At 34.3% G+C, this 16,639-nt stretch carries 13 protein-coding genes and 1 rRNA gene; 6 read left to right on the top strand and 8 right to left on the bottom strand.

What is annotated here, in order from left to right; all coding sequences use genetic code 11:
* The 8 genes from C7437_RS13225 to dnaA form a co-directional block, all read right to left on the bottom strand.
* Nucleotides 1-91, bottom strand: a 16S ribosomal RNA gene (locus C7437_RS13225); the annotation flags it as partial.
* 288 nt (nt 92-379) lie between these two features.
* On the bottom strand, nt 380-1,459 hold the full coding sequence (locus tag C7437_RS13220) for an HD-GYP domain-containing protein (protein ID WP_111440205.1): 1,080 nt from the start codon (nt 1,457-1,459) through the stop codon (nt 380-382).
* Nucleotides 1,460-1,566: 107 nt separating this feature from the next.
* Nucleotides 1,567-4,083, bottom strand: coding sequence for a DNA gyrase subunit A (gene gyrA / locus C7437_RS13215; protein WP_111440204.1), 2,517 nt, complete (start codon nt 4,081-4,083; stop codon nt 1,567-1,569).
* A 27-nt stretch (nt 4,084-4,110) separates the two neighbouring features.
* Entirely contained in the window at nt 4,111-6,030 is a 1,920-nt protein-coding gene (gene gyrB / locus C7437_RS13210; protein WP_211310030.1) for a DNA topoisomerase (ATP-hydrolyzing) subunit B, read from the bottom strand.
* 249 nt (nt 6,031-6,279) lie between these two features.
* Nucleotides 6,280-7,398, bottom strand: coding sequence for a DNA replication/repair protein RecF (gene recF / locus C7437_RS13205; RefSeq protein WP_111440202.1), 1,119 nt, complete (start codon nt 7,396-7,398; stop codon nt 6,280-6,282).
* Between the two features lies 1 nt (nt 7,399).
* On the bottom strand, nt 7,400-7,627 hold the full coding sequence (gene yaaA, locus C7437_RS13200; protein WP_111440214.1) for a S4 domain-containing protein YaaA: 228 nt from the start codon (nt 7,625-7,627) through the stop codon (nt 7,400-7,402).
* Between the two features lie 140 nt (nt 7,628-7,767).
* On the bottom strand, nt 7,768-8,904 hold the full coding sequence (gene dnaN, locus C7437_RS13195; RefSeq protein ID WP_111440201.1) for a DNA polymerase III subunit beta: 1,137 nt from the start codon (nt 8,902-8,904) through the stop codon (nt 7,768-7,770).
* 172 nt (nt 8,905-9,076) lie between these two features.
* On the bottom strand, nt 9,077-10,420 hold the full coding sequence (dnaA, locus tag C7437_RS13190; RefSeq protein WP_111440200.1) for a chromosomal replication initiator protein DnaA: 1,344 nt from the start codon (nt 10,418-10,420) through the stop codon (nt 9,077-9,079).
* A gap of 596 nt (nt 10,421-11,016) precedes the next feature.
* Here dnaA and rpmH point away from each other — a divergent pair.
* From rpmH to mnmG, 6 genes are all read left to right on the top strand, one after another.
* Nucleotides 11,017-11,151 carry a 50S ribosomal protein L34 gene (gene rpmH / locus C7437_RS13185; RefSeq protein ID WP_111440199.1) on the top strand — a complete coding sequence of 45 codons (135 nt, stop codon included), beginning with the start codon at nt 11,017-11,019 and terminating at the stop codon, nt 11,149-11,151.
* Between the two features lie 63 nt (nt 11,152-11,214).
* Nucleotides 11,215-11,553 carry a ribonuclease P protein component gene (rnpA, locus tag C7437_RS13180; RefSeq protein WP_111440198.1) on the top strand — a complete coding sequence of 113 codons (339 nt, stop codon included), beginning with the start codon at nt 11,215-11,217 and terminating at the stop codon, nt 11,551-11,553.
* Between the two features lie 73 nt (nt 11,554-11,626).
* Entirely contained in the window at nt 11,627-12,397 is a 771-nt protein-coding gene (gene yidC / locus C7437_RS13175) for a membrane protein insertase YidC (protein WP_111440197.1), read from the top strand.
* Nucleotides 12,394-13,125: an RNA-binding cell elongation regulator Jag/EloR gene (gene jag / locus C7437_RS13170; RefSeq protein WP_111440196.1), complete on the top strand. Its 732-nt coding sequence runs from the start codon at nt 12,394-12,396 to the stop codon at nt 13,123-13,125. The genes yidC and jag overlap by 4 nt, the downstream gene beginning before the upstream one ends.
* Before the next feature lie 200 nt (nt 13,126-13,325).
* Complete coding sequence (gene mnmE, locus C7437_RS13165; RefSeq protein WP_111440195.1) at nt 13,326-14,711, top strand: tRNA uridine-5-carboxymethylaminomethyl(34) synthesis GTPase MnmE; 1,386 nt, start codon at nt 13,326-13,328, stop codon at nt 14,709-14,711.
* A 23-nt stretch (nt 14,712-14,734) separates the two neighbouring features.
* Nucleotides 14,735-16,624, top strand: a complete 1,890-nt coding sequence (mnmG, locus tag C7437_RS13160) for a tRNA uridine-5-carboxymethylaminomethyl(34) synthesis enzyme MnmG (RefSeq protein ID WP_111440194.1) — start codon at nt 14,735-14,737, stop codon at nt 16,622-16,624.
* Nucleotides 16,625-16,639 lie beyond the last annotated feature (15 nt).

Below are 16,639 nucleotides of genomic sequence, written 5' to 3'. Positions count from 1 at the left end.
AAGAAGCAAGCTTCTTCATCATTCGCTCGACTTGCATGTATTAGGCATGCCGCCAGCGTTCGTCCTGAGCCAGGATCAAACTCTCCATAATAGTTGAGTATAAAACTCAACAAATTAGAACTAGTTTAAAAGCTCATTTTGTTTTGCTGGCATCATCATTAAATGATGTCAAAAATGTTTTGCTATCGAGCTAACCGAAGTTAGTCAATAAGCTGTATTTCTTAACGTTTTGCATGTTCAGTTTTCAATGTTCATTTTGCCGTTTTGTTTTGACGACTTCTATATAATATCAATTCCCAATCAATATGTCAATAATTTATTTAATAAAATATAAAAACCCTTTCTTACAATAGTAAAAGTAAGAAAGGGTTTCTAGGATTTATTGCACGATACGTTCTATATTGAAAGATCTATTAGCTGATAAGTCGATTATTTGGTTCGATTCTAGTATTCTAATCATTGGTCTCATTGGTGAATCTCTATGTAAAAATACAACTTCCCCTACTTCTCCGTTTGATAATAGAACACGCGTTGAAATAGGTAATACTCCTACTAAAGAAATTAATGCATTTACCACTTCGATATTGTATTTTCCAAACTCTTCCTCTTTAATCATCTCCAAAACTTTAAATATAGAGCCTTTTGCACGATAGATTCGTTCTGATGTCATTGCATGAAAAACATCAGCGACTGCAATTATTTGAGAGAAAATTGATATTTTCCCCATCTTTTCTCCTTTAGGGTAACCACTACCATCTAATCGTTCATGATGTTGGAAAATTGCGAGTTTCATTTCAGGTTTTAAAAGTGAACTATCTTTAATCATTTGAAAGCTATGAATAGTATGTTTCTTAATTTCGGAATACTCATCTTCTGTCAAAAGTGACTTTTTATTTCTAATTTTTGTGTTTACTTTAGCCATTCCACTATCCGCCATTAATCCTGCAGTTGCTGATTGAATGACTTGTCCAATTGGATATCCTAATTTTTGTGCTAGCATTCCGGAAATAATGCCAACCGCAATAGAATGGTGAGAAACATACTTTTCTATTGCGGAATATCCATTCAACTTTAATATAACCTGTTTTTCTTTAGATACTCTTTCTACTAAAGGCATAATGATCATGCGTAGTTTCGCTACGTCTACATTCATCCCTGCTTCCCAAGAGGAAAATTCCTTTTGATAATTATTGACCGCATCTATATATAAGTTAATAAAATTAGTCTCTGTACCTTGTATAACTTCTTTTTTACTCAAATCTGTTTTTTCATTGTTTGTTTTTGTGTTTTCAAAAGCTATGGACACTTTTAGTATATTGAAGGCTTTTAATACTTGAATATGTTCTCTAGTAACTTTAGTACCTTTACGAATAATAGGTGTTTTTGTGTTTACGAGAATATCTTCTGCAATTACACTGCCCAGTTTTAATTCTTCTAAGTTTTCTAAGATATATCCCAAAGTATTACTCCTCCCATTGTTTTTCCTCATTATACTAAGTTTTCAGAATGAAGGAAATGAAAAAAAGTCACTCCCAAACAGTTTGAATGTTTGAGAATGACTTTATTTTATTTGTTAGAATCTTCTGTAGTATTTTCTTCTACTTCATCAATAGAAGTTTCACCTTCTGTTTCAACTTCAATATCTTCTTCGTCATCTTCTTTTTCTACTTTAGCTACAGTTGCAATTAGCTCATCTGCTGCTAATCTCATCAATCTAACACCTTGAGTACTTCTACCTGTAATGGATATATCATTTACATCCATACGGATCAGCATTCCATTTATCGTAATTAACATTAAATCTTCTGTACCACTCACTGCTTTCACAGCACTTAAAGGTCCATTTTTTTCTGTGATTTGACACGTTTTAACACCCATACCACCACGACTTTGTAAACGATATTCTGACTCAGGTGTACGTTTACCATAACCATTTTCAGTAACAACTAATATTTCTTGGTCGGGTTCTATTATTTCCATTCCCACAACGTAATCATCTTCTTTTAGACGAATACCTCTAACTCCACCGGCTGTTCTACCCATTGAACGAATATCCGTTTCTTCAAATCGAACTAATTTCCCTTGGCGTGTTCCTATGATTATTTGCTTTTTCCCATCTGTAAGACGAACAGCAATTAGTTCATCTTCTTCACGTAAGGAGATAGCAATTAGACCATTTGCTCGAATATGTGCAAAACCTGATACCGGAGTACGTTTTGTCACTCCAAGGCTCGTTGTAAAGATAAAGTAACTATCCTCTTCAAATGAAGCCATCGGGATCATTGCCGTAACTTGTTCATCTTTATCTATTCCTAACAAGTTAATAATCGGCAATCCTTTTGCAGTACGTCCATATTCGGGAATTTCAAATCCTCGTGCACGGTATACTTTTCCTTTGTTCGTAAAGAATAGAATTGTATCGTGTGTAGATGTATACAAGAGATGTTCAACAAAGTCATTTTCATTTGTGCCCATTCCTTGTACGCCACGACCACCACGTTTTTGACTCTTATACGTATTCGCTGGTAAACGTTTAATATACCCTTTATTTGTTAATGTAAGTACAGAGTTTTCTACCGGAATTAAATCTTCATCCTCTAGTACTTCTGCTCCACCAGCAACAATTTCAGTACGACGTTTATCTGCATAGCGATTTTTGATTTCTAAAATTTCTTCACGAATAATTTCAATAACTCTGTATTCATTTGCTAAAATGAATCTCAAGTCTTCCATCAACTTAACTAATGCTTTGTACTCTTCTTCAATTTTATCACGTTCTAAACCTGTCAAACGTTGCAAACGCATATCTAAAATTGCTTGAGCTTGTCGCTCAGATAATTGGAATCTATCCATCAACCCATTTTTAGCTTCTTCTCCTGTTTGAGATCCACGAATAAGTTTAATGATTTCATCAATATGATCTAATGCGATTCGCAAGCCTTCTAAAATATGAGCGCGGTCTTCTGCTTTCTTCAATTCAAATTCAGTACGACGACGAATTACAACTTTTTGATGCTCTAAATAATGATAAAGCATTTCTTTTATGTTTAAAACTTTTGGTTGATTGTCTACTAGTGCTAGCATATTCACACCAAAGCTTGATTGAAGTGCAGTTTGTTTATATAAATTATTTAATAGGACATGTGAATTTGCATCTTTTCTTACTTCTATAACAATCCTCATACCATTACGGTCTGATTCATCAGCTAAGTGAGTAATACCATCTATTTTTTTATCACGTACTAATTCGGCAATTTTCTCGATTAAACGAGCTTTGTTTACTTGGTAAGGTAATTCTCTCACAATAATTACTTCTTTACCACTAGCTTTTTGTTCCATTTCAACTTTAGCCCGTATTAAAATAGATCCTCTACCTGTTTCATAAGCACGGCGAATACCACTACGACCTAAGATAATTCCTCCAGTAGGAAAATCAGGACCAGGAATAATAGTCGTCAATTCTTCAATTGTAATTGCTGGGTTTTCAGATAAGGCTAAAACTCCATCAATTACTTCCCCTAAGTTATGCGAAGGTATATTAGTCGCCATCCCAACTGCTATACCTGAAGCTCCATTTACTAGTAAGTTTGGATATCTACTCGGTAAAACAACTGGCTCTTTTTCTTGTCCATCATAGTTGTCTTTATAATCTATTGTATTTTTGTTAATATCGCGCAGCATCTCTAACGCAATTTTAGACATCCGAGATTCTGTATAACGCATAGCAGCCGCTCCGTCACCATCTACAGAACCAAAGTTACCATGACCATCTACTAACATATAACGATAACTAAAATCTTGCGCCATACGAACCATGGCCTCATAAATAGAGGAGTCACCATGTGGATGGTATTTCCCCATTACATCACCAACAATACGGGCTGATTTTTTATGAGGTTTATCAGGGGTATTTCCTAGTTCTTGCATACCATACAAAATTCGACGATGCACAGGCTTTAGCCCATCACGAACATCTGGCAATGCACGGGATACAATTACACTCATTGCGTAGTCAAGAAATGACGTTCTCATTTCTTGACTAATATTAATCCCTCTAACGCCTTTATTCGATATATCTGACATTCTAAAGACCTCCAGTCACACACATTCTTATATATCTAAGTTTTTTACATACACTGCATTTTCTTCGATAAATCTACGTCTAGGTTCTACTTCCTCACCCATTAGCTGTTCAAACACTGCGTCTGCTTCCATCGCATTATCTAAGTTAATTTGAAGTAAAGTACGAACATCTGGATCCATTGTAGTATCCCACAGTTGGGTTGCATCCATTTCTCCTAGTCCTTTATATCGTTGAATAATTGGTTTAGATGTTTTCGGTAATCGTTCTATAATCTCTTTTAGTTGCTCATCGTTATAGCAATATTCAACATGTTTCCCTTGTTTCACTTGGAATAATGGTGGTTGAGCAGCATACACATAGCCTGCTTCGATTAGTGGTCTCATGAAACGGAAGAAAAATGTTAATAGTAAAGTTCGAATATGTGCACCATCAACATCCGCATCTGTCATGATAATAATTTTATGATAACGAGCTTTCTCTAAAGTAAATTCTTCTCCAATACCAGTTCCTAGCGCAGTAATCATTGTGCGAATTTCTGTATTTCCTAAAATTCGATCTAATCTTGCCTTTTCCACGTTTAATATTTTCCCACGTAATGGGAGAATAGCTTGGAAGTGACGATCACGCCCTGATTTTGCTGAACCACCTGCTGAGTCACCTTCTACTATGTAAAGTTCACTGTCTGCAGGAACTCGAGATGAACAATCTGCTAATTTACCTGGAAGACTAGAAACTTCTAGTGCTGACTTTCTACGTGTGAGTTCACGAGCTTTTTTAGCAGCAACGCGAGCACGAAAAGCCATTAATCCCTTGTCTACTACTTGACGGGCTATTGTAGGGTTTTCTAATAAAAATCGGTCAAATCCCTCTGAAAACAGACTATTTGTAATCATACTTACTTCTGAGTTACCAAGCTTTGTTTTCGTTTGTCCTTCAAATTGAGGATTAGGATGTTTGATCGAAACAATTGCTGTTAATCCTTCTCGTACATCGTCCCCAGTTAAATTTGTATCGGCTTCTTTTAATAAACCATTTTTTCGAGCATAGTCATTTATTTCACGAGTAAGTGCTGTTTTGAATCCAGACTCATGTGTTCCGCCTTCATACGTATTAATATTATTTGCAAATGATAAAATATTAGAAGCATATCCCCCGTTATATTGCATAGCAATTTCGATTGAGATCCCATCTTTATTACCTTCTACAAATATAGCCTCTTCCGTGATAGGTTCTTTATTTTTATTTAAATCTTCTACGTATGACTTTATTCCGCCTTCGTAAAAATATTTTACGGATTTTTCTTGCCCTTCACGTTCATCTGCAAGTGTAAGAGATAGTCCACGATTTAAATAAGCTAATTCACGCACACGGTGTTCTAATATATCAAATTCATATACATTTGTTTCTGTAAAAATTTCTGTGTCTGCTTTAAATCTTATTGTTGTTCCTGTATCTTCAGCTTCACCAATAATTGATAATGGAGCACTAACATCTCCACGTTCAAATTTAATGCAATGCATTTTCCCATCGCGTTTAACATATACTTCTGTAAACTCCGAAAGGGCATTTACAACGGAAGCACCAACACCATGGAGTCCACCAGATACTTTATAACCACCGCCGCCAAATTTACCGCCAGCGTGTAAAACAGTCATAATAACTTCAACAGCAGGTTTACCCATTTTTTCTTGATTATCAACAGGAATTCCGCGTCCATTATCATCTACACGAATCCAATTGTCTTTTTCAATTGTGACAATAATATGGTCGCAATAACCAGCAAGTGCCTCATCAATACTGTTATCTACGATTTCCCATACAAGATGGTGAAGTCCTCTTGAACTAGTAGTACCAATATACATCCCTGGACGTTTTCTTACTGCTTCTAGACCTTCTAATACTTGTATCTGATCAGCATCATAAGATTCTTGCTCTTTTTTTTCCATTGCCAACTGGCTCACCCACTCTTTCATTACTTCAATACGATGAATTTAAACTGTATTTCTTTTAATCTTCATAAATTTAGTATTTCTATCTTTACAGTTTTATAACCAATTTTTTGAAGTAATCATATTTTCTTTTTTAAAAGATAAGAAAGTATATACGATTTTTGCATAGTAACTGTCTAGCGCAAGCTGCTTCCTTGCAATTCCCCATTTGCCTGCCTTACGCAGTGATAGGCAAATCTGCTTTTCTTAATCTGTTGTTACTACATTTCCATGTTCCACATGAAACATTTTGGCATGTTGAATTGTTTCATGTGTTAGTCCATTCACACTTGTTGTTGTAACGAATGTTTGTACATCACCTTGTATCGTATTTAGTAAATGTGATTGTCGATAATCATCTAATTCAGACAAAACATCATCCAATAAAAGAACAGGAGCTTCGCCAACTTCTTGTTTTATAAGCTGAATTTCCGCAAGCTTTAAAGACAAAGCTGTAGTTCGCTGCTGTCCTTGTGAACCATATGTCTGAACATCGTATTCATTTACAAAAAAATGGAGATCATCACGATGAGGTCCTATTAGACTTAACCCTCGATCAAGTTCTCTTCTTTGAATTTCTATTAATTTTTTTTCAAGAAATTCTTTCATGGTTATTTCTGACCAATCAGCTTGTATACCCGAAGTAGAATGATATGATACCGTCAATTTTTCTAACCCTCTTGAAATACCAAAATGAATAGGTTCTGCCCATTTTTGTAAGAGGTCCATAAACTGAAATCTTTTACGAATTACTTTTACAGCAGCATCTATATATTGTTCTGTGTAAACATCAAACATAACATCTTTTAGGAAAGATTTGCCTTGATGTTGTTTTAAAATAGAATTTCTTTGTTTTAAAACCTTTTGGAAATGAAGTAAATCATGTAAATAGACAGGGGAAATTTGGCCAATTTCCATATCAAGAAATCGCCTTCTAACTTGAGGACTTCCTTTTACTAAATACAAATCCTCCGGTGCAAACATCACGACATTTAACTGACCAATATAATTGCTTAGTTTTGTTTGTTCTAGATGATTGACTTTCGCTTTTTTTCCCTTTTTAGATAAGATTAGCTCCAAAGGTAAATGCCCATATTTTCTTTGAATATTACCTTTTATTTTACCATAGTCTGCTTCCCAACGTATTAATTCTTTATCATTTGCTGTTCTATGTGATTTTGCCATGGATAGTACATAAAGGGATTCCATTAAGTTTGTTTTTCCTTGAGCATTTTCACCAATTAATACATTAATCTTGGGGGAAAAATCCAATTGAATGGAATCATAATTACGATAGTTTATTAGTTCTAATCGCTCAATGTACATATTACTCCCCGTTCTCTAGTCCAATCATTTGAAATTTCCCTAATCCCGGAATATTCACTACGTCATTATGACGAAGTTTTCTCCCTCTTCTCTGGTCTACTTCACCGTTTATATATATAGTATTTTCACTTAAAAACCATTTTGCCATTCCACCAGAACTAATTGCATCTGTCATTTTTAATAACTGACCAAGTGTAATATATTCTGAGTCCAATTGAATCTCTTTCAAAATAATCAAACCTCTTCTCATTTTCTTATCCCTTTATTTTACCCCATTTTGTTGAATAAGTAAAAAAGATAGCCACATGTAGTGACTATCTCAAAAACTAAATATTTTAAACCCAAGAGTCTGAATATATAAATAAAATTTCAGTAAGTTCTTACTGGCAATATTAATTGCAATATAGAGTCATCATGAACAGATTTTAAGACGAATGGTCTCATTGCCCCAGAAAATAGGATTTTAACATCTTGTCCATCAATTGCTTTTAAAGCATCCATCATATATTTTGCACTGAAAGAAATTTTAAGTTCTTCTCCCTCAATTGTTTCGGCTTGTATTTGTTCTTCTACATTTCCAATTTCCGGGGAATTAGAAGACACTTCTACAAAACCATCACCAATAGTTGTAAATCGAACAACGTTATTTCTTTCTTCTCTTGCAAGTAAAGATGCGCGATCAATTGCTTGTAATAAAGATTTTCCATTTACTAAGATGGTTGTTTTATATTCGTTTGGTATTAAACGTGATGTATCTGGGTAATTACCTTCTAACAATCTTGAATAAAATAAAACATCACCTGTTTTAAACAAAATTTGTTGTTGTGTCATAACAATTGCAACTTCAGATGTCGTTTCTTCTAAAATTTTATTTAATTCATTTAAACTTTTCCCAGGTATGACCACACTATATTCTTCCTCTGGTAAATCTTTCAAAGCTGTTTTTCTTTTCGCTAAACGATGGCTATCCGTTGCTACACAGTGAAGTTCACCATCTTTTACTTGCCAGTTTACACCTGTTAGGACTGGGCGACTTTCTGAAGTAGACACAGCAAATACCGTTTCTTTAATAATAGCCTTTAATAAATCAGAAGGGATAAAAAATTGACGTTCTTCTTCAACTTGAGGAAGTAATGGATATTCAGAAGCATCTAATCCAATAAGATTAAATTCTGATTTCCCAGAACGAATATGTGTTTGAAATTGATTTGTTACTTCAATCTCTACTTCATTTGTTGGTAATTTACGTACAATTTCATTAAAGAATTTGGCTTGTAAAATAATTGAACCAGTTTCTGAAATATTAATAATTTGTTCTCCATTTTTCTCTACTGGAATAAATATTTGAATTGTTATGTCTGAATCACTACCTGTAATATAAAGACCTTTATTTGTTACTTCTAATTTTAATCCAGTCAAAATTGGAATAGTTGTTTTAGAACTTACTGCTTTCATGACATCATTTAATCCATCTAATAAACTATCACGCATTATTTGAAATTTCATTATTTTACCTCGCTTATATAATTATTATTTATTTAAAAGATTAGTAGATATAGTACTAGGGCTTGTGGATATGTTGATAAGTTAGTTTTGCCTTACTTAGACTAAACTATTCACATGTGGATAAGTTGTTTGTAAACAACAAGTAAACTTACCTACTTATCCACAAATACATTTATCGCCCGAGAATAGATTTTATTTGTTTTACATCATCTTGTAAATTTGCATCCACTTTTAACATCGTTGAAATTTTCTCGTGAGCATGAATTACTGTTGTATGATCGCGACCTCCAAATTCTTCTCCAATTTTAGGCAGAGAAAAATCTGTTAATTCACGAGAAAGATACATTGCTACTTGTCTTGGAAATGCAATCGATTTTGTACGTCTTTTAGCTGTAAAATCTTCTAATCTAATATGGAAATGTTCCCCGACAACCTTTTGGATATCAAGGATTGTAATAATTCTTGGTCTTGCATTAGGCATAATATCCTTCAATGCTTCCTCAGCTAATTCTGCATTTATATCTTTATTTACAAGTGAAGAATAAGCCACAACACGGATAAGTGCCCCTTCTAATTCCCGAATATTCGTATCTATTTGATTTGCAATATAAGCCATGACTTCGTTTGGGATATCTAACCCGTCTGCTCTTGCTTTTTTGCGTAGGATAGCAATTCTAGTTTCTAAATCAGGTGGAGCAATATCTGTTATTAATCCCCATTCAAAGCGTGAACGTAAACGATCTTCTAGAGTTGGGATTTCTTTTGGTTGTCGATCACTTGAAATAACAATTTGTTTATTTTCTTCATGTAATGCATTAAAAGTATGAAAAAATTCTTCTTGAGTTGATTCTTTTCCTGCAAGGAATTGAATATCATCTATTAGGAGAACATCAATACTTCGGTATTTATTGCGGAATTCAATTGTTTTATTATCACGAATGGAGTTAATAAATTCATTCGTAAATTTTTCAGAAGATAAATAAACCACTTTTGCATTTGGATTGTGTTCTTGAACATAATGACCAATCGCGTGCATTAAGTGGGTTTTACCAAGTCCAACTCCTCCGTATATGAAGAGAGGATTGTATGCTTTTGCTGGTGCTTCTGCTACAGCCAGTGATGCAGCGTGAGCAAAACGATTTCCAGAGCCAATAACAAATGTATCAAATGTATATTTGGAATTTAACATTCCAGGTGAGAAATCAGGTTGATCGCCATTATTTGGACGAACTTTTGGCACTGGAATATCAAATTCATTTATATCCAAATTTTTTGGTACAACAAAAGATATAAGATGTTCATTGCCTGTAAGTTCACTTAAAATGCCAGCAATTAGGTGTACATAATGATTTTCTAGCCAATCTCTTGCAAATGAGTTAGGAGCGGCTATCGTTACAGTTTCTCCTTTATATGAAAGCAGCTTTGTTGACTTTAACCAAGTTTCAAAACTCGGTTTAGAGGTCTTCTTTTCTACCTCAGAGAGAACTTTAGCCCAAAGTTCTTCTAAATGTTCCAATAATCTAATCCCCTTTTTAAAAAATATAAGAAATTATATAAAATTTCTGCATAGTAACTGTCTTGCGTAAGCAGCCTTGCCCTTGCGCAAACAAAAGCGCTCTTGGTAGCTGAGATAGGCACTTGCGCATTTCTTAATAAATATGTAAAAAAATAAAGATATACACAAATCCACCGGTTGTGGATAAAGGTTATAAATGCACGTGGAAAAACTTGTCCACAGATTATCAACAGTTGTGGATAAGAATTAGTGCCTCTTTCCATTTGGAAAAGTAAAACACAAATATCTTAACAAAATAACGAGAGCATTACAAGTGATTTTGGACTTATCCACATATGTTAGATTATTCACAACTCTAGTTGTCCACAGGTTATTAGTATGTTCAAAACATGTTGATAAGTCATGTGGATATTTTTTTTGGATTCTTTTTAGTCACAGGCTAATTTGTTAATAACTAATAGATTGTGGATAACTCTATTAAGTTGGTTCGGAAAAATAATTTGAAAAAATATTGACAAATGGAGTAGTTTTTATATATAATATCGGAGACTGTCTAAAGAAAGTTTTAAGATAATCAATCAGGAGGTGTCATATAGATGAAACGTACATTCCAACCAAATACCCGTAAACGTGCTAAAAATCACGGTTTCCGCGCACGTATGAGTACTAAAAACGGTCGCCGCATAATTGCAGCCCGTCGAGCAAAAGGAAGAAAAGTATTATCAGCATAAGTCCACTGACCATTCAGTGGTCTTTTTTTTCTTTTATAAAGATTAGGTGGAGCAGGTGAATCGATGAATAGTAAGCAGCGTATAAAAAAGAATGCAGAATTTCAAACAATTTTTAAACGTGGGAAATCAGTAGCGAATAGACAATTCGTTGTATATTGCTTAGAAAAAGAAGAAGATTATTACCGTGTTGGCTTATCTGTCAGTAAAAAGGTAGGAAATGCTGTAGTTCGTAATCGCATAAAAAGATATATAAGACAAACCTTTTTAGAAATTCATGATCAGGTATACCGAAATATGGATTATATTATTATCGCTAGGAACCCAGCGGCCAAATTAGATTTCCATGAAACTAAAAAAAGTCTTGAACATGTTCTTAAAATAGCAAAAGTTATAAAAAAGTAAAGTTAAAGAAGGCTTTCTTTAAAGTGATCAGTTAAAATGGACATACACAGAAGTAGTAATAGGGGGAAGAAGGTTGAGAAAAAGATTATCGTTACTGTTGTTACTATTAGTAGTTACGACATTTTTAGCTGGTTGTTCTGAATTTAGTGAACCAATCTATTCAGAATCAACTGGATTTTGGAATGAATATATTGTTTGGCCATTAGTTTCAGCAATCACATACTTTAAAGATTTATTAGGTACGTATGGTTTGGGTATTATTGCAGTGACTATAATTATACGGTTGGTATTACTACCATTAATGATTAAACAAACAAAAAGCTCTAAAAATATGCAACAAGTACAACCAGAGATGGCGAAATTAAAAGAAAAGTATAGTTCAAAAGATGCAGTAACTCAACAAAAGTATCAGCAAGAAATGATGGCTCTTTATAAAGAAAGAGGAATCAACCCAGCTGCAGGATGTTTACCAGTATTCATTCAAATGCCAATATTAATTGGTTTTTATCATGCAATTAGCCGAATGAATAATACACCAGAAATTAATTTGGGTGATTTTGCTGGATTTACATTAGCGGAACCAAGTATCTTCTTGGCAGTTCTTGCAGGTGTTATGCAATTAATCGTGTTACGCACCGGTCCAGCAATGGATAATCCTCAAATGAAAATGATGATGTACATTATGCCATTCATGATTATCGGATTCGGTATCGTATTACCAGCAGCACTAACGTTATATTGGGTTATCGGAAACATTATCTCTATTATTCAAAACTTATTCATTTATAAACCTTGGAATAAACCAAAAACTGAACCTGTTAAATCGGGAGGGGCCAAAAAATGAAACAGATTACAGAAACTGCACCTACAAAAGAAAAAGCTATAGCTGTTGCACTAGAAAAGCTTGGAGTTTCAATACAAGATGTGTCCATTACAGTGTTAGATGAGGGTAAAAAGGGTTTTCTAGGATTTGGAGTTAAGCCTGCAGTTGTTCAAGTAACTGTTTTAAAAAATGAAGAGGATTTAGAAGAAGAGATTGTTAATGAGCCTGAAATAGAGGTAGAAACTGAAATTACAGAAATTCAGCCTAGTACTAGTAAAGAAAAAGAAGGTATAAATGATCAAGCGTTACTAGAATCCGCCAAGTATATGAATGACATAGCCAAACAAATGAATATTGATGATTTATCTATTACTCAAAAAATAGAAGGTAAATATGTTTATTTGCATTTAGATAGTAAAAAAGCAGCATTATTGATTGGGAAACGTGGTCAAACATTAAATGCACTAGAAAATTTGACGCAACTTGTCATTAATAAGTATTCCAATTCATATTTAATGCTTAAGTTAGATGTAGGCAATTACCGTGAGCGCAGAAAAGAAACGCTGGAACAACTGGCAGAACGCGTTGCAGACAAAGCAGTTCGAACTGGCATAAAACAAGACTTAGAGCCAATGTCATCGTTAGAGAGAAAAATAATTCACAATGCCTTATCTTCTCGGCTAGATATTGAAACTTATTCAGTTGGAACAGATCCAAATCGTTACTTGGTTATTGAATCAATTAAATAATATTAAACGGATTTTAGCTTAGTTAGAAGCTGAAATCCGTTTTTCTTTCCCACTTTGCTCTTAAAAAACCGGGATGATTATAAAAAGTATCTGTACTTCTGATTTTCGTGGTTTTATGTTATTGTTATATGTTAGAAAGTCATGTTCGTTTTACTTATCCACATGTGAATAAGTAATTTTTTTCGAGGAGGTGGACACATATGGAATTCGACACAATAGCCGCTATCTCGACACCGCTTGGAGAAGGTGCAATCGCTATAGTCAGACTTAGTGGTTCAAATGCAATATCTATTGCAAATCAAATTTTTCATTCACCAAATGGGAAAAATTTATTCAATCAAGCATCTCATACAATCCATTATGGACATTTAGTGGATTCGGAGACAGATGAAATAGTAGAAGAAGTAATGCTATCTCTGATGAAGGGACCAAAAACCTTTACGAGGGAAGATGTAGTAGAAATTAACTGTCATGGTGGGATTGTATCCGTTAATCGTGTTCTGAAGCTTGTGTTAATAAATGGTGCAAGACTAGCAGAACCTGGTGAGTTTACAAAACGTGCATTTTTAAATGGAAGAATTGATTTATCACAAGCTGAAGCTGTGATGGACTTAATAAGAGCAAAGACAGATAAAGCGATGAATGTTGCATTAGGACAAATGGACGGGCGATTATCTAGACTTATTAAAACATTGAGGCAGGCACTACTAGAGACCATAGCACAAGTAGAAGTGAATATTGATTATCCAGAATATGATGATGTAGAAGAAATGACCATACCTCTTATGATTAAAAATGGTATGTGGGTAAAAGAAGAAATTGAAAAATTATTAGTTACTTCATCACAAGGGAAGATATTACGTGAAGGACTTTCTACAGCTATAATAGGAAGACCAAATGTTGGTAAATCATCTTTACTTAATAGTTTAATTCAAGAAAACAAAGCAATTGTGACGGATATTGCTGGTACAACAAGGGATATAATAGAAGAGTATGTAAATGTACGCGGAGTTCCATTGAAATTAGTAGATACAGCTGGAATTCGGGAAACAGAAGATATTGTGGAACGAATTGGAGTGGAAAAGTCTCGACAAGTTTTAAAAGAGGCAGATTTAATTTTACTTGTTTTAAATAATGCTGAAAAGCTTACAATAGAAGATCGTAGATTATTTGAAGCAATTGAAGGTATGGATGTTATTATTATTATTAACAAAACGGATTTACCAACGCAAATAGAGCTAGAAGAAATAAAGCAATTAGCAGGTGAAAAGCGAATTGTTACGACTTCTTTATTGCAAGAAGAAGGAATAGATGAACTAGAAGAAGCAATTGCTTCTTTATTCTTTGAAGGAACTATTGAATCTTCGGATATAACGTATGTATCTAATGCCCGTCATATATCATTGTTGCATTTAGCGAAAGAAACGATTACAGATGCAATTGAAGCAGCACAAACTGATGTGCCAGTTGATATGATTCAAATAGATGTGACAAGAACTTGGGAAATACTCGGAGAAATTGTGGGCGATACGGTAGAAGAAAGTCTACTTGACCAATTATTTTCACAATTTTGTTTAGGGAAATAAAAAAAAGAGAGGAAGTTACGAACATGCCAAACTTTGAAGCAGGCAAGTTCGATGTGATTGTTGTTGGGGCAGGACATGCAGGCGTTGAAGCAGCGTTAGCATCAGCTAAAATAGGCGCAAAAACGCTTGTATTAACAATTAATCTTGATATGATTGCATTTATGCCATGTAATCCATCCATCGGAGGTCCAGCAAAAGGAATTGTTGTGCGTGAAATTGACGCATTAGGTGGTGCCATGGGGAAAGTAATAGATAAAACACATATTCAAATGAGAATGCTGAATACTGCAAAAGGCCCTGCCGTTCGAGCACTTCGCGCACAAGCAGATAAAGTTTTATATCAAAATGAAATGAAGAAATTGCTAGAGGAGCAAGAAAATTTAACAATCCATCAAGCAGTTGTAGAAGAATTACTTGTAGAAGATGAAAAAATTATCGGACTTGTTACACAAGTAGGAGCTATTTATAGAGCTGATGCAGTGGTAATTACAACCGGTACATTCCTACGTGGTGAAATTATTATTGGAGACTTGAAATACTCAAGTGGTCCAAACAATCAACAACCATCGATTAAATTAGCGGATAGCATTCGTGATTTAGGTTTTGATTTAGTGCGATTTAAAACAGGTACTCCTCCACGTGTTAATAGTAAAACAGTGGATTATAGTAAAACCGAAATTCAACCAGGGGATGATGTTCCAAGAGCATTCAGTTTTGAAACAACTGAGTTTATCATGGATCAACTACCATGCTGGCTAACATATACGAGTGGAGAAACGCATCAGATTATTAATGATAATTTACACTTATCACCTATGTATTCAGGTATGATAAAAGGGACTGGACCAAGATATTGTCCATCTATTGAAGATAAAATAGTCCGCTTTAGTGATAAACCACGTCATCAGATCTTCCTTGAGCCAGAAGGAAGAAATACGCGTGAAGTGTATGTTCAAGGACTTTCAACTAGTCTTCCTGAACATGTCCAACGTCAATTGCTTGCCTCTATACCAGGGCTTGAAAATGCTGAAATGATGCGTGCTGGTTATGCAATTGAATATGATGCAATGGTTCCAACACAGTTATGGCCAACACTTGAAACGAAAAAGATTAAAAACCTATATACAGCAGGTCAAATCAATGGAACTTCTGGTTACGAGGAAGCTGCAGGCCAAGGATTAATGGCAGGTATTAACGCAGGACTTCGCGTTTTAAATAAAGAAGAAATAGTATTAAGTAGATCAGATGCTTACATTGGGGTCTTAATTGATGATCTTGTAACGAAAGGAACAAATGAGCCTTATCGTTTATTAACATCTAGAGCGGAATATCGCTTATTGTTACGTCATGATAATGCTGATTTACGTTTACTTGAAAAAGCATATAAAATTGGGCTTGTTTCACAAGCTCGATATGAGAAGTTTTTAGAGAAAAAATCAAGAATAGAAGTTGAATTAAAACGTCTTCGTTCTTTAATGATAAAACCTAATGAAGTAACACAAGCACTAATTCGTAGTGTAGAAGGCAGCGAATTAAAAGATGGTATTCGTGCAGCAGATCTCTTGAAACGTACAGAAATGAACTATGACTTAGTAGCTCAACTAGCTCCTTCTGAAATTGAGTTAACAATTGAAGAAAAAGAACAAATTGAAATCCAGGTAAAATATGAAGGGTATATTGAAAAGTCTCTTCAGCAAGTAGAAAAACTTAAAAAAATGGAAGACAAGAAAATTCCCGATAAAATTGACTATGATGCAATTTCTGGATTGGCAACAGAAGCTAGACAAAAACTTAAATTAGTAAGACCATTATCAATTGCACAAGCAACAAGAATTTCAGGAGTAAATCCCGCAGATGTTTCTATTTTACTAATTTATATTGAACAGGGTAAAATAGCGAAAATCACTGGGTAGTCTAAAATGATAAGG

Origin of the sequence: Psychrobacillus insolitus, assembly GCF_003254155.1 — a bacterium.
GTDB lineage: Bacteria > Bacillota > Bacilli > Bacillales_A > Planococcaceae > Psychrobacillus > Psychrobacillus insolitus.
The sequence above is the reverse complement of the archived record's forward strand: the minus strand, read 5'-3'. Positions and strand labels throughout refer to the sequence as shown.